Genomic DNA, 18,051 nt, shown 5'->3' with positions numbered 1-18,051 from the left:
GCACAGATGAAGGCCGTCCATTTCGGCGCTGGCAACATCGGACGCGGCTTCGTGGGGCTCCTGCTCCACGAGGCCGGGGCGGAGCTCGTCTTCGCCGATGTCGCAGACGCGCTCATCAGCCAGCTGCAGGCGGCGGACTCGTACACGGTCCGCACCGTCGGCCAGCACCCCACGGAGACCGTCGTCGACGGCTTCCGGGCCGTGAACTCCTCGAGCGACCCGGAGACCCTGACCGCGGAGCTGTCCGACGCGGACCTGGTGACCACCGCCGTCGGCGCCCACATCCTGCGCTTCGTGGCGCCGGCCATCGCGGCCGGCATCGCGGCGCGTCCCGAGGGCGCCCCGCGCATCGCGGTCCTCGCCTGCGAGAACGCGATCAACGCGACGGACCTGCTCGAGCAGGAGATCCGGGCGAACTACCCGGGCGAGGACCTCGACGAGAAGGCCTTCTTCGCGAACACTGCCGTGGACCGCATCGTGCCGGTGCAGGCCGAGGGTTCGGGCCTCGACGTCACCGTCGAGGACTTCCACGAGTGGGCCGTCGAGCGCGGCCCCTTCGGCGGCGCCGAGCCGGACGTCCCGGGGATCACCTGGGTCGACGAGCTCGGGCCGTACATCGAGCGGAAGCTGTTCACGGTGAACACCGGCCATGCCACCGCGGCCTGGCACGGTTTCGCCGCGGGCCACGCCACGATCGCCGACGCGGTCGCGGATCCGCAGGTCTCGGCCGAGGTCGCGGCGGTGCTCGAGGAGACCTCCTCGCTGCTGGTGGCCAAGCACGGCTTCGCCCCCGAGGAGATGGAGGCCTACCGCACGAAGGTGCAGGGCCGTTTCGCGAACCGGGCGCTGCCCGATCCGGTCGAGCGGGTGGGCCGCGCTCCCCTGCGCAAGCTCTCCCGGGACGACCGGATCATCGGCCCGGCCGCGGAGCTCGCCGAGCGCGGCCTCACCGCCGACGCCCTGCTGCGCTCCCTCGCCGCGGCCCTCGCCTTCACCCCCGAGGGCGATGAGGAGGTCGACCGCCTGCAGGAGATCCTGCGGACGTCCGACGCCGATGCCGCCACCACCGAGGTGACCGGCCTCGCAGCCGACCACCCGCTGTTCCCTGCCGTGCGCGACGCGATCGCCGCCCGGAAGGCTCAGCTCTGACGGGACGGGTCCGCTAAGGTCCCATCCCGTAGGCACCCGCCACCACCACCCCGACTGAAAGGCCATCCCATGGCAGAGCGCACCGTCACCATCGCCAGCGCCTCCGGGCTCCACGCCCGTCCGGCCACCATCTTCTCCAAGGCCGCCGGCGAGCAGCCCGCCCAGGTCACCATCGAGAAGGTCGGCGGCAACCCCGTCCCCGCCGCCTCGATGCTGATGCTCATGACCCTCGGTGCCGGCAACGGCGACCAGGTCGTGCTGCGGGCCGAGGGCGCGGGCGCCGAGGAGTCCCTCAAGGCCCTCGGCGACCTGCTCGAGACGGATCTCGACGCGGACGCCTGAGAGCCCCGCGCACGACAGACGAAGGGCACCCCACCTCGCGGTGGGGCGCCCTTCGCGCGTCCTGCGGTCAGTGGCTGGTCACAGACCCAGCTCGCCGAGCACCGGGAGGCCCGCGCGGATCGCGTCGCGGCCCTCCTCGGCGGTGCGGGCGGAGACGGCGGCCCGTGCCAGCTCCTGCGCCTGCTCGAGGGTCACGGTGGAGAGCACCTTCGCGACCGCGGGCAGGGAGCGCGGGGTCATCGACAGGGAGGTCACGCCGAGGCCCACGAGCACGACCGCGAGGCCGGGGTCGCCCGCCGCCTCGCCGCATACGCCCACGGGCTTGCCGCCCGCCGTGGCGGCGCCGGTGCAGGTCGCCTCGACGAGGGCGAGCACCGCGGGCTGCCACGGGTTGTTGAGGTGTGCGAGGGAGCCGAGCATGCGGTCGGCCGCCATCGTGTACTGGGTGAGGTCGTTGGTGCCGATCGAGGCGAAGTCGCACGCGGCGAGCTGCCGGTCCGCGGTGATCGCGGCCGACGGGGTCTCGACCATGATCCCGGCGGGGCTGAGGCCGCGCTCGGCGCACAGCGCGGCGAAGTCCTCGGTGTCCTCGACGGTCGAGATCATCGGGGCCATCACCCACGGGGTCGCCTCGGTGTCCGCGCCCGCGGCGGCGATCGCGTCGAGCTGGTTGGTGAGCACGGAGCGCTTCTCCCAGCTGGTGCGGTAGGCGCGCACGCCGAGCGCGGGATTGGGCTCCTCGGCGTCGGTGAGGAAGGGCAGCGGCTTGTCGGCGCCGGCGTCGATCGTGCGCACCACGACCTTCTTCCCCGGGAACAGGGTGAAGACCTCGCGATAGGCGGCGGTCTGCTCCTCGACGGTGGGCTCGTCCTCGCGGTCCAGGAAGAGGAACTCGGTGCGGAACAGGCCCACCCCGTCGGCGTGCGCGGCGACCGCCTTCTCGGCGTCCTTGGCGCCGCCGATGTTGGCGAGCAGCTGGACGGTGTGGCCGTCGGCGAGGACCCCGCCGCCGCCCTCGTAGGTCAGCGGGTTCTTCTGCAGCTCGCTCCACGCCGCGGCGAAGCGGTGGTGCTCCTCGGTGACCTCGTCGGTGACGGTGCCGTAGCCGGCGTCGACGAACACCTCAGTGCCGTCGGCGAACTCGTGGATGCTCTTGGCGGCGACGATCGCCGGCAGGCCCAGCTGGCGGGCGAGGATCGCGGTGTGGGACTGCGGGCCGCCGTCGGAGGTGACCAGGGCCAGGACCCGCTCCGGGTCGAGGGTCGCGGTGTCGGCGGGGGCGAGGTCGATCGCGGTGAGGACGAAGGGCTCGTCGACGTCGGGGATGCCCGGGGCCTGCTCGCCGCGCAGCTCGGCGACGATGCGGGCGCGCACGTCGCGCACGTCGGTGGCGCGCTCGGCCATGTAGCCGCCGAGGCCCTCGAGCATCGTCGCGACCTGGTCACCGGCCTCCCACACGGCCCGCTCGGCGCTCTTGCCGGCGCTGAGGACGAGGCCCTTGGCGGTGGTGGTCAGGGACGGGTCCGCGGCCATCTGCGCGGTGGCCTCGAGGATCGCCTTCCCGTCCCCGCTGGCGCGCTCGGCGAGCCGGGTGAGAGCGGCCTGCACCGCGGCGGCGGCGGCGGGGATGCGCTCGGCCTCGGCGGCGGCGTCGGCCCCCTCCGGGAGGGTCGCATCGGCGGCGGGCTCGGCGACCGGCGGGGCCATGGTGCGGATCGTGCCGACCACGCGGCCGGGGCTGACGGGGACGCCGGTGTACTGGGCCATTGCGGTGTTCTCCTCGGTGCGACGACGGCGCGGGACCTGCCCTCCCATCGTACGCTCGCGGCCTGACCGCCTCCTACGATGGCCGCATGACGGTGATGGCGTGGGAGCACCTCCGCGAGCCCGACCTCCGTGGCCGGACCGTGGTGATGACCGGGGCGAGTGACGGGCTGGGCCGGGAGGCGGCGCTGCAGCTGGCCCGCTGGGGCGCCGATCTGGTGCTCGGAGTACGCAGCCGCGCCAAGGGGGAGATCGTGCGGGAGCGGATCGTCCGGGAGACGGGCCGCCCCGACGCGATCCGGCTGGTGGAGCTGGACCTCGCGGGCCTCGCCGCGGTCCGGGCCGGCGCCGCCCGGATCACCGCGGCGGTGGAGGGGCGCGGGATCGACCTGCTGATCCACGTCGCGGGGACGGTCACCCGGCGCCGCGAGGTCACCGCCGACGGCTTCGAGCGGATGACCGCGGTGAACGCCCTGGCCCCGCTGCTGCTGACCGACCTGTTGCTGCCGCTGGTGCGGGAGCGGATCGTGGTCACCGCCTCGCACGCCCACACCTTCGGCGCCATCGACCTCGCCGATCCCCACTTCACCCGGGGCGGCTGGTCGCTGCGCGCCGGCTACGGGCGCTCCAAGCTGGTGACGATGCTGTGGGGGCTCGAGTTCGCCGAGCGTCTGCAGGAGGCTGGCTCTTCCGTGGACCTGCAGCTCGTGCATCCGGGCTGGGTGCTGACGAACCTGCAGAACGCGACCGGCTCGGCTCGCCTGGACCGGGTGGTCACCGCCGCGAGCCGCCCCTTCGCGATGTCCCCGTCGGACGGCGCCGCCGCGGTGCTGTTCGCCGCGACCCAGCCGCTCCCGCCCGGCTCCTACATCGGGCCCGACGGGCGCGGGGCGCTGCGGGGGCGGCCGACGCTGCTGCGCCGCTCCGTGGCCGCGCTGGACCGCGACCTGGCCCGACGGGTCGCCGCGTGGGCGCGGGCCGAGGTGGCGCGGTGAGCGGAGGGTGCGGGATTCGAACCCGCGGTACAGGGTCACTGCACAATGGTTTTCAAGACCATCTCATTCGGCCGCTCTGACAACCCTCCCGGTGCCCGGAGGCACCCGCGGGAGTCTACCGGGACCTGCGGCGCAGCGCCTTGTCGACCTCGACCACGGCGAGCACCAGCAGCCCGGCGCCGAGCGGGATCAGCCAGCCGACCCAGCCCACCGGCGCGGAACCGAACGCCGCCTGCAGCGGGGGCAGGTGCACGAAGGCGACCTGCAGCAGGAGCATGACCGCGATGCACGCCCAGGAGACGGGGTTGGTGGTCAGCAGCTCCCGGCGCAGGCTCGTGCCGGCGCTGAAGCGGGAGGCGAGCAGGTAGAAGATCTGCCCCACCACAAGGGTGTTCACGGCGGTGGTCCGGGAGACCTCGAGGGCCACCCCCGCGGCCTGGCCACCCAGGAACACCGCGACCGTCACCGCGCCCAGCAGGAGCGAGACGTACACGATCCGGACCACGCCCGCGCGCGAGAGGATCGAGGCGCCCGGCGGGCGGGGCGGGCGGTCCATGACGTCGGGCTCCCCGGGCTCGAAGGCGAGGGCGAGCGCGAGGGTGACGGCGGTGATGGTGTTGACCCACAGCACCTGCACCGGGGTGAGCGGCAGGGTCATACCCAGCACCACCGCGACCAGGACGACCAGGCCCTGCGCGCCGTTGGTGGGCAGGATGAACACGATCGCCTTGCGGAGATTGTCGTAGATGGTCCGACCCATCTCGACCGCGGCGCCGATGGTCGCGAAGTCGTCGTCGGCGAGTACCACGTCGGCCGCCTCCTTCGTGGCCTCGGTGCCCTTGATGCCCATCGCGACGCCGACGTCGGCCTTCTTCAGCGCCGGGGCGTCGTTCACCCCGTCCCCGGTCATCGAGACCACCTCTCCCTGCTCCTGCAGGGCGGTGACCAGCCGCAGCTTGTGCTCGGGGCTGGTGCGGGCGAAGACCGTGCGGGTGCGCACGAGCTCGGCGAGCTCCTCGTCGTCCGCGGCGTCGAGCTGCGCGCCGGTGACGGCGCCGAGCTCGTCGGTGATGCCCATCTCGCGTCCGATGGCGGTCGCGGTCCCGGCGTGGTCTCCGGTGATCATGAGCACCCGGATCCCGGCGCGCTGCACGGTGCGGATCGCGCGGACGGCTTCCTCGCGGGGCGGGTCGATGATCCCGTACAGGCCGAGGAAGGTGAAGCCTCCGTCCTCGACGTCCGCGGTGCCCAGGGTCCGGGCATCGTCCTCGGCGCGGCGCACGGCGGCCGCGAGCACCCGCAGCCCCTGCCCGCCGAGCTCGTCGATCCGCCGCTCCCAGCGCTCCCGCTCGCCCGGCGTGAGGTCGCAGCGGTCCAGCAGCCGGTCGGGCGCGCCCTTGAGGTGCACGAGAGTCCCGACGCCGTCGACCCGGTCGAGGGTCGCCATGTACTTGTACGAGGAGTCGAAGGGCACCGCGGCGAGGCGGTGCTCGTCCTCCCCTGCGCTCCCGGCCTTCATGGCGAAGGTGCGCAGTCCGCCGTCGGTCGGCTCGCCCGACAGCGCCCAGCCCTCGGCGGTGCGGCTGAGGGAGGAGTCGTTGGTGCGCGCCGCGACCTCGGCGAGCAGGCGCAGGTCGCGGTGCTCCCGCGCCGTCACCACCCGGCCCGCGGAGCGGATCTCCCCCTCGGGGGCGTACCCGGTGCCGGTCACCTCGTAGGTGCCCTCGGGCGTGACCACGGTGCGCACGGTCATCTCGTTCCGGGTGAGCGTGCCGGTCTTGTCCGAGGCGATCACGGTGACCGCCCCGAGGGTCTCGACCGAGTTCATGCGGAGGGTGATCGCGCTGCGCCGGGCCATCGCCTGGACGCCGAGGGCGAGGGTGATGGTCAGCACCGCGGGCAGTCCCTCCGGGATCGCGGCGACCGCGAAGCCGATCGCGGCGATCGCGAGCTCCCCGAGCCCCTGGTCGTGCAGCACCCACCCGAGCACGAACATGAGCACCGCGGCGGCGACCACCACGACCGAGAGCTTCGTGGAGAAGTCGCTCATCTGCCGGGTCAGCGGGGTCTCCATCGCCTCGACCTCGTCGAGCATCGAGGTGATGTGCCCGATCTCGGTGGCCGTGCCGGTGGCGACCACGACGCCGCGCCCGGAGCCCGAGGTGAGGGTGGTGCCGGAGAAGACCATCCCGCTGCGGTCGCCGAGCGGGGCGTCGGTGGCCACCGGCGCCGGGGACTTCTCCACCGCGAGGGACTCGCCGGTCAGCGCCGACTCCTCGGCGCCGAGGCTGTTCGCCTCGAGGAGGCGCAGGTCGGCGGGGGCGCGGTCGCCCGCGCCGAGCCGCACCACGTCCCCGGGCACGAGCTCCTCCGCGGGGACGGTGCGCCAGGCGCCGTCGCGGCGGACCTGCGCGTCGAGCGACAGCATCGAGCGGATGCTCTCGAGCGCATCGGCCGCCCGCCCCTCCTGGAGATGCCCGATCACCGCGTTGACCAGCACCACGGCGAGGATCACGATCGTGTCGACCAGGTGCCCCATGACGGTGGTCAGCACCGCCGCGCCGAGCAGCACGTAGATCATCGGGTCCTGGAACTGGCGCAGGAAGCGCACCACCCGGGACTCCCGCTCGCCGGCGGGCAACGCGTTCGGGCCGTGCCGCTCGAGGCGCTCGGCGGCCTCGTCGGCGGAGAGACCGGCGGGCCGGGAGCCGAAGGCCTCCAGCACCTCCTCCCCGGTCAGCGCATGGGGCGCGGCGCGATCGGCGGGACGGGTGGGGCTCGGGCTCGCGGGCTCGCTGTGCATCGTCCTGTCATCCTCCCCCCGCGAGCCTCGCCCCGGCCGGGACCTTCGGCGGGGCGCCGCGCGACGGAGGCATACGCTGGTGCCGACCCCTCACCCGAGCACGAGGAGCACCCGATGCGCGCGATCCTGATCGAGTCCGAGGGGGCGACCCCGCGTCTGCTCGAGGACGCCGACGAGTCGCTGCTGGACGGCGCGGTCGCCGTGGACGTGGAGTACTCCTCCCTCAACTACAAGGACGGCATGGCCCTCGCGGGGCGGGGCATCGTGCGCCGCCACCCGCTGATCCCGGGCATCGACCTGGTCGGCACGGTCACGGAGTCGGCCGACGGGCGCTTCGCGCCGGGCGATGCGGTGGTGCTGAACGGCGACGGGATCGGCGAGACGCGCCACGGCGGCTTCGCGACCCGCGCCCGGGTGCGGCCGGACGCCCTCGTGCACCTGCCGGAGTCGATCTCCCCCGCCCGCGCCGCGGCGATCGGCACCGCGGGCTTCACCGCGATGCTCGCGGTGCACCGCCTCGAGGACGCGGGGCTCACCCCGGACGACGGGGACGTGCTGGTCACGGGCGCCTCGGGCGGCGCCGGCTCGATCGCGGTGGCGCTGCTCGCCGCACGCGGCCACCGGGTGGTCGCCGCGACCGGCCGGCAGGAGGAGAACGGAGAGCTGCTGCGCGCGCTCGGCGCCGCGGAGGTGATCGACCGCGACGAGCTGCTCGCGGCCGACGGGAGGCCTTTGCAGTCACAGCGCTGGGCCGCCGCGGTCGACGGCGTCGGCTCCGCGACCCTCGCGAACGTCCTCGCGCAGACCCGCTGGGGCGGGACGGTCGCCGCCTACGGCCTCGCCCAGGGCCCGGATCTGCCGACCACGGTCCTGCCCTTCATCCTGCGCCAGGTGACGCTCGCGGGCGTGAACTCGGTGGACGCCCCCCGCGCCGCCCGGGAGCGGGCGTGGGCAGGGCTCGCCGCGGAGCTCGACCTCGCACTTCTGGACTCCCTGACGGCGACCGTCGGCCTCGCCGGAGTGCTGCCGCTCGCGGAGCGGATCCTCGCCGGACAGGTGAGCGGCCGGACCGTCGTGGACGTGCGGGCCTGAGCCGCTGCGCTCAGCGCACCTGGGTTCGAGCGCGCAGGGCCCGGACCGCCCCGTCGGCGACGACCGCGACGAGCGGCCGGTTCTCGTCCACCATGGAACCGGCGTCGGGTCAAGCCTCCTGCGAGGGCCGTAGCGTGGCCCCATGCGCGCGATGACGATCACCCCCGAGCACCGCCTCCTCCTCGCCGAGGTGCCGGAGCCCTCCCCGGCCCCCGGCGAGGTGCTCGTGGACGTGGTAGCCGCCGGGGTGAACCGTGCCGACCTGCTGCAGGTCGCCGGTGGCTACCTGCCGCCCCCCGGCGCCTCCGAGCTGCCGGGGCTCGAGGTCTCCGGTCGGCGCCGCGACACCGGGGAGCCGGTCGTGGCGCTCCTCGCCGGCGGCGGGTACGCCGAGGTCGTCGCGGTGCCCGAGGGCCAGCTGCTCCCCACTCCCGTCGGGGTGGGGGCCGTGGAGGCGGCGGGGATCCCCGAGGTCGCGGCGACCGTGGTCTCGAACCTCGTTCTCGAGGCGGGGCTGCGCACCGGCGAGACCGTGCTGATCCACGGGGCCTCCGGCGGCATCGGCACCGTCGCGGTGCAGATCGCCCACCACCTGGGCGCCCGGGTGCTCGCCGTGACCGGCTCTTCCGAGGCCTGCGAGTCCGCACGCGCTCTCGGGGCCGACGCCGCCTGGGATCGCCGCACCACGGATCTGCCCGCGGTCGTCGCCGCCGAGGGCGGGGCCGACGTGATCCTCGACGTAGTGGGCGGTCCGCTGCTGGCCGACAATGTGCAGATGCTGCGCGAACGGGGTCGTCTGGTGATCATCGGGACCCTCGGCGGCGCACGGGGCGAGCTGCCGATCGGCCTCCTCATGGGCCGCCGGGCCCGGATCCTCGGGACCACCCTCCGCTCGCGACCCGTCGCCGAGAAGCAGGAGATCCTCGCGCGCACGCAGGAGCTCGTGTGGCCGCTCCTCGCGGACGGCTCCGTGCGGCTGCCGGTGCAGGCGCGCCTCCCGCTCGAGCGGGCCGAGGAGGCCCACGGGATCCTCCGCCACGGCGGTCACCTCGGCAAGGTCGTCCTCGAGGTGGACCTCAGCGGCGCATGGTGAAGCGGACCGAGCCCCAGGCGACGCGGGCGGCGGAGTCCTCCGGGCGGCGCCGGAGGGCCGGGCGCTCGAGCGGCTCGCGACAGACGCTGGTGAGGCGGTCCCGGCAGCGGGCGGAACGACGGTGCGCGGTCGCCGCGGCTCCGCGGCTCTCGCGCGGCTCGTCCTGCTGGGCCATGGGGGTCGTCCTCAATCGTGGGTGGTCGGTTCGTCTCGACGCGACAACCATGCCTCGGAAACCACCGGTTTCCGACAGGTATCCACAAACCTCACCCCCTCTTTCACCCTGTGATGCTCGGCACCTGTTCACGGGGAGGTTCCGCCGCCTCGCAGGGCCCGGGGATCAGCCGCGCAGCGACTCGAGCACGAGCACCGTGCCGTCCTGGTAGACCGACTCGGTGACGACGTCCGCGACGTCCTTGACGCCCTGCGGCGCCTGACCCATCGCGACCCCCACGCCCGCCCAGGCGAGCATCTCGACGTCGTTGAACCCGTCCCCGACCGCCACCGTGCGGCTCGGATCGATGCCCAGCCGCTCGCGCAGCTCCTCGAGCGCGCTCGCCTTGGAGATGCCGGGCGCGGCCATGTCCAGCCAGGCCGTCCAGCCGATCGAGTACTCGACGCCGTGCACCCCGGACTCCGCGATGACCTCGCTGAACTCCTGGGGCGAGAGGTCGGGGACGTGGACCACGACCCGCACCGCCTCGAGCTCGAGCAGCGTGTCGAGGTCGCTCTCGATCGCCTCGACGCCGAAGCTCGCGTCCTGGAAGCCGGCGGTGGCGTGGAAGGTGCCGTCGGCCATCTCGACCGCGTAGTGGGCGTCCGGGGCGACCTCGCGCAGGGTGCGCAGGGCGTGACCGGGCTGGAAGCTGCGGGTGCCGATCACGCGATGGCCGCCCTCGGCCTCCGGATCCATCTCGAGCGTGACCGCCCCGTTCGAGCAGACGGCGAAGCCGCGGGTGATGCCGGCGGCCTCGACGATCGGTACGGTCGCGCCGAGCGAGCGACCGGTCGCGATGACCACGGTGTGCTCCGCGGCGGCGGCGCGCAGAGCCTCGCGCATGGCCGGGGACATCGTGCCGTCGTGGTCCACGAGGGTGCCGTCGACGTCGAGACCGATCAGCAGCTGCTCCCCGGAGAGCTCCCCGAGATGCTCGCGCAGGAGATCGCGGGTGAGGGCGCGGTCGGGGGCGGCGGCGGGGAAGGTCATGCCGTCCACTGTCCCAGGCCGATCTGACGCCCGGGTGAACCTGCGGTGACGCAGGGCCTGCAGGAGCCGTCGGATCATGCGACGACCTCGAAGACCTCGCGGCCCCCGAGGTACGGGCGCAGCCCGTCGGGCACCACCACGGACCCGTCGGCCTGCTGGTGGTTCTCGAGGATCGCGGCGAGGAAGCGGGTGGTGCCGAGGGTGCCGTTGAGCGTGGCGACGGGGCGCAGGCCGTCCTCGGTGCGCTCGCGGATGTTCAGCCGCCGCGCCTGGAACTGGGTGGTGTTCGAGGTGGAGGTCAGCTCGCGATAGGTCTCCTGCGAGGGCATCCACGCCTCGCAGTCGAACTTGCGCGCCGCGGAGGTGCCCAGGTCGCCGGCGGCGGTGTCGATGATCCGGTAGGGCACGTCGATCTTCGCCATCATCTGCCGCTCCCAGTCCAGCAGCCGCTCGTGCTCCGCGTAGGAGTCCTCGATGCGGCAGTAGGAGAACATCTCCACCTTGTGGAACTGGTGCACCCGGATGATCCCGCGGGTGTCCTTGCCGTAGCTGCCCGCCTCGCGGCGGTAGCAGGCGCTCCAGCCGGCGTAGCGCAGGGGGCCGTCCGAGAGGTCGAGGACCTCGTCCTTGTGGTAGCCGGCGAGCGCGACCTCGCTCGTGCCGACGAGGTAGAGGTCGTCGCCCTTGTCGAGGTGGTAGACCTCGTCGGCATGCTCGCCGAGGAAGCCGGTGCCCTCCATCGACTCGGGCAGCACCAGGGTGGGGGTGATCATCGGGGTGAAACCGGCCTGAGTGGCCTGGTCGATCGCGGCGTTGAGGACCGCGAGCTCGAGCTGGGCGCCGACGCCGGTGAGGAAGTAGAAGCGGCTGCCGGAGACCTTCGCACCGCGCGCCATGTCGATCGCGCGCAGTCCCTCGGCGATCTCGAGGTGGTCCTTGACCGGGGCCTCGAAGGTCGGGATCTCGCCGACGGTCTCGCGGACCACGAAGTCCTCCTCGAGGCCCTCGGGGGCGCCCTCGGCGAGGTTGGGGATGGCGCGCAGCGCGGTGTCGCGGGTCACGGAGGCCTCCGCGGCCTCCGCCTCGAGCCGCTTGACGTCGGCCGCGAGCTGCTTGACCTCGCCGAGCAGCGCCTGCTTCTCCTCGCCCGTCGCCAGGGCGACCTGCTTGCCGAAGGCCTTCTGCTGGGCCCGCGCGTTCTCGAAGGCGGTGGTCGCCTCGCGCCAGCGGGAATCCGCGGTGAGGACCGCGTCGACGGTCTCGGGGTCACGACGACGGGCCCGCTGGGCGTCGCGGACGGCTTCGGGGTTCTCGCGCAGGTGCCGCAGATCGATCATTCCCCCAGGGTACCCGGGGCCCCGCTCGCGATTACCCTGACCGCATGGACGTCACCCTGCTCGCCCTCAGCATCGTCTCGGTCGTCACGACCATCGTGACGATCGCCCTGCTCGTCGTCGTGCTGCGCCGCCTCGGCCGCCACCGCCGCGAGCTCGCCGCCCTGAAGTCCGCCGCCGAGCGTCGCAGCGCAGGGCGGGAGGAGCCGCCGACGGAGGGTGGTTCAGACACTGGAGTCGCCGGCGCCTCCGGCATCAGCGGCCCGACGGACCGGCTGCGCCGGGTCGCCGTCGTGCTGAACCCCTCGAAGTTCTCCGGCACCGACGCCTTCCGCCGCCAGATCACCGAGGCGGTCGAGCGGATCGAGGGGGCGGAGACCGCGTTCTACGAGACCACGATCGACGACCCCGGTCGGGGGCAGACGGAGCAGGCCCTCGCCGACGGGGCGGACCTGGTGATGGCGGCGGGCGGCGACGGCACCGTGCGCATGGTCGCCTCCGTGCTCGCGGGCACCGACACCCCGATGGGCATCATCCCGGCGGGCACCGGGAACCTGCTCGCGCGCAATGTGTCGATCCCGCTCGAGGATCCGACGGCGGCGATGGTCGCGGCCCTCACCGGCGAGGACCACCCGGTGGACGTCGGCTGGTTGCGCGTGGGCGGCTCGGCGAGCGCGGCCCGCTCGGCACAGAAGCAGATCTTCCTGGTCATCGCCGGTTTCGGCGCGGATGCGGAGATGATCGGTTACACCGATCCGCAGATGAAGAAGCGGATCGGTTGGATCGCCTACATCTTCGGCGGGATCCGCACCGTGATGGGCCGCTCGGTCGACGTGGTGGTGCAGCTGCCGGACGAGACCCGGCACGCCCACAAGGCCCGCACGGTGCTGCTGGGCAATGTCGGCAAGCTGCCCGGAGGCTTCGTGCTGATGCCCGATGCGACGATCGACAACGGCCGCCTCGAGGTGGTCGTGGCCGGCTGGCGCGGGGCGGCGGGCTTCAGCCAGGTCGCCGCGCAGGTGGTGAACCCGAAGCTGCGCCCGACCTTCGGGCCGAAGCTCTCCACGGTCGAGCGCTACCTGACCACCGGCGTGAAGGTCACGACCGCGAAGCCGCAGCCGGTGCAGCTCGACGGGGACACGGACGTCGAGGCGACCCACCTGATCGCGACCGTCGACCCCGGGGCGCTGCACCTGCGGGTGCCGGAGGGGCTGGACGGCACGGCGGGCTGACGCCGCCCCGTCACTCCGGGAGCTTGCCGCTGCGGGCGAGCTCCGGGTCGGTGCAGGAGGACAGGTCGAAGCAGCACGGGCGGCGGGAGCCGTGGCGGAGCTTGTCGATCGAGACCTCGACGCGGCGGGCACGCGTGTCCCCGCTGCGGGTGGCGCGGACCCAGCGCACCCATTCCCAACGGGCCATGGGGGTGAGCGCGGGCCAGGTGTCCGCGAGGTCGTCCGCCTCCTCGAGAGCGGCGGCGAGGTCCTCGGGGACCTCCGGCTCGGGCCACTCGGCGCGGGTGGTGAGGGTGACGGCGAGGCTCGTGCCCTCGGTGAGGTCGAGTTCGTCGATGAGCGCGGTGTCGAGATCGATCCAGTGGCCCTTGCGGCCGTCGGGCTCGAGCACCGTGGTCAGCGGGCACTCCTCGAGCGTGCCCTCGACGGCGACCTGACCGCGGGAGGGCAGCTTCGCGCTGAGCTCCTCGGGCAGCGGCAGGATCAGCCGCTCGCCGATCGCGCGCACCGTCGCGCGGCCGGTGACAGTGACGGGGGCCTTGGCCGCCATGTCAGATCGCCGCCCCGGGATCGGCGGGGGTGATCATGCCGCTGAGCCGTTCGAGCCACGCGTGGGCCTCGTCGTAGGCGTGGTCGACGAAGTCCTCGCGCACCTCGGGCTGGGTGCCGTCGACCCGCGGGTAGGACCCGAGGTAGTGCACGACGGGGCAGAGGCGGTGCAGGGCGCGCAGAGCGGCGGCGACCCGGCGGTCCTCGAGGTGGCCCTCGAGGTCGATCGAGAAGGAGTAGCGGCCGAGGAAGTCGCCGACGGGCCGGGACTCGATCCGGGACATGTTCACCCCGTTGGACCCGAGGATCTCGAGCGCCTCGAGCAGGGCGCCCGAGCGGTTGTGCGGCAGCTGGACGACGACCGTGGTCTTGTCGGCCCCGGTGCGGGCGGGGATGCGGCCCTCCCGGGTGACGAGCACGAAGCGGGTGATCGCCCCCTCGTGGTCCTCGATGCCCTCGGCGAGGACGGTGAGGCCGAAGTGTTCGGCGGCGAGCGGCGAGCAGACGGCGGCCCGGCCCCGAGCGGACTCGGCGTCGAGGGCGGCGAGGTCGCGGGCCGCGGCGGCGGTCGAGGAGGAGGCGGCGACCTGGGCGGTCGGCACGTTCGCGCGGAGCCAGCCCTGCACCTGCGCCTGGGCGTGCGGGTGGGAGGAGACCGTGGTGAGCTCGTCGAGTGGCGTGTCCTCGCGCGCGGCCAGGACGAAGGTGATCTGCACGGTCTGCTCGGCGACGATGGTGATCGAGTCCGTCGCGGCGAGCACGTCGAGGGTGCCGGAGACGCCGCCCTCGACGGAGTTCTCGATCGGGGCCATGAGCGCGTCGACGTCCCCGGCGAGCAAGGCGGTGGTCGCGGTGGCCACGGAGGAGAAGGGCACGGTCTCGGAGGCCGACGCGCCGGGCTCCGCGGGGATCTCGGCGAGGGCCTGCAGGAGGGCCTGGTGGGTGAAGGTCGTCTCGGGGCCGAGGAATCCGTACCGCATGAGGGGAAGGGTACTCAGAAGGGCGGGTCCGGCACCGCGTCGCCCGGCATCCAGCCCTCGCGCGGATCAGGGGGACCCCACTCGCGCAGCATCCGCTCCAGCTCGCCGCTGCGCTCGAGAGCCTCGAGCTCCTCGTGCCAGCGGTGGTGTTCCCAGGACTCCTGGAGCGTCCGGGCGAGACGGGGCGTCGCGAGGTCGCCGCGTGGGCGAACGCGGATCGTGACGAGGGCGGGTGCCCCGACCGTCCAGGTGGTGGAGCCGTCGGGTTCGCGCACCGGGTCGATCCGGCCCGCGGTCTTCAGATCGTGGTGGCCCCAGTGGAGGCGGTGCAGGTTTTGGAGGGAGGTCGGCCCGCCGCGGGCGGGGTCCGCGTGGTCGAACTCCTCGAGATGGTCAGTCTCGGCGTCGTCGGTGGTGTGCCGCGTGCACCCGGGGACCGCGCAGAGCGGATCCCGGAGGCGGAGGTGCTCGACCATCGCCTCGGTGGGCCGATAGCGCTCGGCGGGGAGGGTGAGGAACTCGCCGCTGATCGGATCGGTGAAGACCCGGTGCCACACGGGCTCGGCGGCGGCGAGATCCCGCGCCATCTCCGCGGGCAGCGGGTGGGTGCCGTCGAGGGTGGCCGGGGTGTCGTCGAGCCCCATCAGGGTGAGGACGGGGATGAGCACGTTCAGCCGGAAGCGGGGCGCGGGCACCTCGACGCCGCCGGTGTCCAGGACCGAGCGGAGCAGGATCGCGTAGCGGAGCTGAGCGAGGCTCATCGACCGGCCGGTGCCGGCGACGGTGCCGTCGAGGTCGAAGGGAACGGGGGCGCCCTCGTCGAGGGCACGGCGCTGGGCGGCCTGGACGGCGCGCGCCCCGGCGTCGAGCCGTCGGGCGAGATCGAGGACCTCGGGGATCGGGCCGGTGATCCGCAAGGAGGCGGTGCCGTCCCCCTCGGGCCCGCCCTCGAGCACCACGTCGCGGAGGTCCTCGGGCCGGGGCAGCGGATCGGCCACGCGCTGCCAGGAGATGACCTGTCGCAGCTCGTCCCGGAATCGCTCCGCGGGGATCGAGGCGAGATCCCATCCGGCGATCACGGAATCCACCTCGTCACGCTGGAACGGGGTGAGGCCTCGGCATTCCCGGAGCATGCGGCCATGCCATTCCCGGGGCATCTCTCCCGCGGCGAGGCGGGCGAAGGTCCGCGGCATCTCCACGACGGCCACATGCGCGCCACGGATCTCCCCGGCGGCGCGGGAGCTGGTGGTGCGCAGGGCGATCGCGACGGCGAGGCTGCGCTCCTCCCGGGAGTCGGCGAGCTCGGGATCCTCCGGATCGATCCAGAAGGGGGCAAGCTCCTGCAGGCGACGCGCATGCCGACGGGATTCTTCGCGCTCGGCCTCGAGCAGGCGGGTGATCGCGCGGGCGTCCGCCGAACCCCCGTCGACACCGCCCCGGCGCAGCAGGGAGTCCTCGGTGAGCGGCGAGCGGGCCCGAACGGACCGGGAGGGCTCGGGGCGTCGACGATCCAGCACAGTGACCATGTCCCCCCCTCGCTCGTTATCGAATATCCGTTCGTAAGCCCATCAAACCAAGACTCCTCCAGGCTACTCCCACAGGGCCCCTAACACAAGAATTTGGACCGGACCCGCCGATTTTGTGGATAACTCCGCGTGGGGAGGAACGATCACTCCCCGAGGGCCGCCACCCACCGCTCCGCCGTCCGCCCACGGCCCGCCGGATGGGGCGCCCACTCCCCCGTCAGCCGGGCGCCGATCCGCCGCGCGCACGCCTGCGACGCCGCGTTCGCGGGATCGATGAGCAGGACCGCCTCGCGCACCCCGGGCATCGACCCCGCCCGCCCGAGCATCCCCGCGGCGAGCTCCACGCCGAGCCCGCGCCCGCGCGCATCGGCCAGCAGCCAGTAGGTCAGCGCCACCTGGTCCCGGGCGAGCCCCGGCGCGTGACGGTTCAGCCCTCCCCCGCCGAGCAGCCGGCCGCTGCCCGTCTCGAGCGCGGCGAGCTCGCGGAGCGGCCCGTCGGCCCGCCAGTGCGCGCACCGGGCCAGGAACACCTCGAGCGAGGCAGCGGTCCAGGGCCGCCCGATGATCTCGAGGGCCAGCGCCTCGTCCTGCCCGGCGAGGATCTCCGGACCGTGCTGCGGGCCGAGGGGCTCGAGGCGGATCCTCACCGTCGGTGGGCCAGCACCGCCCGCACGGCGGCAAGGATCGCGGGTTCGTCGGCCCCGCGCGCGCGAGCCTCCTCGAGCGGCGCGGTCAGCAGCTCCACGAGGGTCGGATCCGCCGCGCCGGCCGCCGGGAGGCGCAGGGCGCCGAGCTGCCGGCGGGCCTCGATCTCCGCCCCCGCGGCGACGGTGGTGCCCGCGCCGCGCCGGGTGATGATCATCTGCGCCTCCTCGAGCGCCTTGAAGGCGCGGGCGACGGTCCCGGGGGCGAGGCCGAGGTCGCCGGCGAGGACGCGGATCGCGGGAAGCCGGTCGCCGGGCTGCAGCTCGCCGGTGCGGATCTGCTCGACGATCTCGCGGCGCACCTGCTCGTAGGGCGGGGTCGGGTTGTTCATGTCGACCACGATATGGGTCATCGCGCGGCCTCTTCGACAGCGATGGCCGCCGACGCCCCCGTCCGCGGGCCCGAGCGGGCCAGGAGCTCCGGGACCATCACCATCGCGAGGCCGACCGGGAGGGCGAGCAGGCCCAGCCCGATCCCGACCACCGCGATCCAGGTGCCCGCCTCCATCCCCGGGGTGAGCGCGAACTCGCCGCGCACCTGCACCAGCGGGCGCAGGACGGCGAGCGCGACGGGGACCGTGCAGGCCGCCGCTGCGAGGACCACGGCGCCGGCGACGGAGGTCGAGGAGCGTCGACGCAGCAGCAGGTCCTGCACGTCGTCGCTGGGCCGGCGGCGGAGGATCAGCACGAGCGCCCCGACGGCGACGAGCACCAGGGCCGCCGTCCCCGCGGCGATCGTCACGGTGTAGTCGCCGCCCGGGAACGGGCCGAAGGCCGCGCCGTGGCCCGGGTCGTCGCCCGTCGGCGGCACCTCGATCGCGAAGGTGGTCCCATCGGCCGCGAGCAGCAGACCGGTGAGGGTCACGAGCGCGAGGGAGGCGAGGGCGAGGCCGGCGAGCACCGCCGCGGGGCGCGGGAGCAGCGTGCCCAGGGTGCGCCGGCGCAGGGAGGCCCGACGCACCGCGACCTGCGGGGCGGGGAGGGTGAGCTCGCCGGCCGCGATCGCGAGGAGGAGGACGATCCCGCCGGCCGCCGGGCCGAGCGCGGCGAGGGGCCCTGAGTCGGGCGTCCGTCCCGACGCCCCGAGGATGATGACCAGCATCATCACGGCCATGCCGAGCGGCAGGCCCACCCAGCGGGCGGCGAGCGCGCCGCGGTGCAGACCGGTGCGCTCGGCGCCGAGGGCCCGCGCGAGCAGGAGCGCGATGAGGACGACGGGCAGCAGGACGAGGAGCATCAGGGGAAGGAGCGGGCCGACGACCATGGGGACCTCCGGGAGGA

Annotated in this window: 17 protein-coding genes and 1 tRNA gene; 6 read left to right on the top strand and 12 right to left on the bottom strand. The window is 73.9% G+C overall.

Going from position 1 to position 18,051, the window contains the following annotated elements; genetic code table 11:
* Positions 1–6: 6 nt before the first annotated feature.
* Both V1260_RS12085 and V1260_RS12080 read left to right on the top strand, forming a co-directional pair.
* Complete coding sequence (locus V1260_RS12085; protein WP_329747067.1) at positions 7–1,149, top strand: mannitol-1-phosphate 5-dehydrogenase; 1,143 nt, start codon at positions 7–9, stop codon at positions 1,147–1,149.
* Positions 1,150–1,218: 69 nt separating this feature from the next.
* The gene (locus V1260_RS12080; RefSeq protein ID WP_329747066.1) at positions 1,219–1,491 is read left to right on the top strand and encodes an HPr family phosphocarrier protein; all 273 of its coding nucleotides are present in this window, start codon (positions 1,219–1,221) and stop codon (positions 1,489–1,491) included.
* A gap of 78 nt (positions 1,492–1,569) precedes the next feature.
* Here V1260_RS12080 and ptsP read toward each other — a convergent pair whose 3' ends face one another.
* A complete protein-coding gene (ptsP, locus tag V1260_RS12075; protein ID WP_329747065.1) occupies positions 1,570–3,258 on the bottom strand; it encodes a phosphoenolpyruvate--protein phosphotransferase in 1,689 nt (562 codons plus the stop codon).
* 86 nt (positions 3,259–3,344) lie between these two features.
* On the opposite strand from ptsP, the gene V1260_RS12070 reads away from it, so the two are divergent.
* Positions 3,345–4,250, top strand: a complete 906-nt coding sequence (locus V1260_RS12070; RefSeq protein ID WP_329747064.1) for an SDR family NAD(P)-dependent oxidoreductase — start codon at positions 3,345–3,347, stop codon at positions 4,248–4,250.
* Between the two features lies 1 nt (position 4,251).
* Here the strand turns inward: V1260_RS12070 and V1260_RS12065 are convergent.
* Positions 4,252–4,339 (bottom strand) — tRNA-Ser (locus V1260_RS12065).
* 26 nt (positions 4,340–4,365) lie between these two features.
* Positions 4,366–7,053, bottom strand: a complete 2,688-nt coding sequence (locus V1260_RS12060) for an HAD-IC family P-type ATPase (RefSeq protein WP_329747063.1) — start codon at positions 7,051–7,053, stop codon at positions 4,366–4,368.
* Between the two features lie 114 nt (positions 7,054–7,167).
* Between V1260_RS12060 and V1260_RS12055 the strand changes: the two genes are divergently transcribed.
* Together V1260_RS12055 and V1260_RS12050 are read left to right on the top strand one after the other, a co-directional pair.
* Positions 7,168–8,145 (top strand): MDR family oxidoreductase, encoded by a 978-nt coding sequence (locus V1260_RS12055; RefSeq protein ID WP_329747062.1) that lies wholly within the window; start codon positions 7,168–7,170, stop codon positions 8,143–8,145.
* Between the two features lie 142 nt (positions 8,146–8,287).
* On the top strand, positions 8,288–9,238 hold the full coding sequence (locus tag V1260_RS12050) for an NAD(P)H-quinone oxidoreductase (RefSeq protein WP_329747061.1): 951 nt from the start codon (positions 8,288–8,290) through the stop codon (positions 9,236–9,238).
* Here V1260_RS12050 and V1260_RS12045 read toward each other — a convergent pair.
* From V1260_RS12045 to serS, 3 genes are all read right to left on the bottom strand, one after another.
* Positions 9,222–9,413: a hypothetical protein gene (locus V1260_RS12045; protein WP_329747060.1), complete on the bottom strand. Its 192-nt coding sequence runs from the start codon at positions 9,411–9,413 to the stop codon at positions 9,222–9,224. The two genes, V1260_RS12050 and V1260_RS12045, sit on opposite strands and share 17 nt — an antisense overlap.
* A 165-nt stretch (positions 9,414–9,578) precedes the next feature.
* Positions 9,579–10,445 carry an HAD family hydrolase gene (locus V1260_RS12040; RefSeq protein WP_329747059.1) on the bottom strand — a complete coding sequence of 289 codons (867 nt, stop codon included), beginning with the start codon at positions 10,443–10,445 and terminating at the stop codon, positions 9,579–9,581.
* 74 nt (positions 10,446–10,519) lie between these two features.
* The gene (serS, locus tag V1260_RS12035; RefSeq protein ID WP_329747058.1) at positions 10,520–11,782 is read right to left on the bottom strand and encodes a serine--tRNA ligase; all 1,263 of its coding nucleotides are present in this window, start codon (positions 11,780–11,782) and stop codon (positions 10,520–10,522) included.
* A gap of 44 nt (positions 11,783–11,826) precedes the next feature.
* Here serS and V1260_RS12030 point away from each other — a divergent pair, with 44 nt between their 5' ends.
* On the top strand, positions 11,827–13,011 hold the full coding sequence (locus V1260_RS12030; RefSeq protein ID WP_329747057.1) for a diacylglycerol/lipid kinase family protein: 1,185 nt from the start codon (positions 11,827–11,829) through the stop codon (positions 13,009–13,011).
* Between the two features lie 10 nt (positions 13,012–13,021).
* Here V1260_RS12030 and V1260_RS12025 read toward each other — a convergent pair whose 3' ends face one another.
* From V1260_RS12025 to V1260_RS12000, 6 genes are all read right to left on the bottom strand, one after another.
* A complete protein-coding gene (locus V1260_RS12025) occupies positions 13,022–13,561 on the bottom strand; it encodes a YdeI/OmpD-associated family protein (protein WP_329747056.1) in 540 nt (179 codons plus the stop codon).
* A 1-nt stretch (position 13,562) separates the two neighbouring features.
* Positions 13,563–14,540: a prephenate dehydratase gene (gene pheA / locus V1260_RS12020; protein WP_329747055.1), complete on the bottom strand. Its 978-nt coding sequence runs from the start codon at positions 14,538–14,540 to the stop codon at positions 13,563–13,565.
* 14 nt (positions 14,541–14,554) lie between these two features.
* Complete coding sequence (locus V1260_RS12015) at positions 14,555–16,066, bottom strand: HNH endonuclease (protein ID WP_329747054.1); 1,512 nt, start codon at positions 16,064–16,066, stop codon at positions 14,555–14,557.
* A 143-nt stretch (positions 16,067–16,209) separates the two neighbouring features.
* Positions 16,210–16,713 (bottom strand): GNAT family N-acetyltransferase, encoded by a 504-nt coding sequence (locus tag V1260_RS12010; RefSeq protein ID WP_329747053.1) that lies wholly within the window; start codon positions 16,711–16,713, stop codon positions 16,210–16,212.
* Positions 16,710–17,123 (bottom strand): GntR family transcriptional regulator, encoded by a 414-nt coding sequence (locus tag V1260_RS12005; protein ID WP_329747052.1) that lies wholly within the window; start codon positions 17,121–17,123, stop codon positions 16,710–16,712. The genes V1260_RS12010 and V1260_RS12005 overlap by 4 nt, the downstream gene beginning before the upstream one ends.
* Positions 17,120–18,034: a hypothetical protein gene (locus tag V1260_RS12000; protein ID WP_329747051.1), complete on the bottom strand. Its 915-nt coding sequence runs from the start codon at positions 18,032–18,034 to the stop codon at positions 17,120–17,122. Before V1260_RS12000 ends, V1260_RS12005 begins: the two co-directional genes overlap by 4 nt.
* Positions 18,035–18,051: the final 17 nt, after the last annotated feature.

Source organism: Brachybacterium sp. J144, from assembly GCF_036321705.1.
In the GTDB taxonomy this organism is placed as follows: domain Bacteria; phylum Actinomycetota; class Actinomycetes; order Actinomycetales; family Dermabacteraceae; genus Brachybacterium.
The sequence above is the reverse complement of the archived record's forward strand: the minus strand, read 5'-3'. Positions and strand labels throughout refer to the sequence as shown.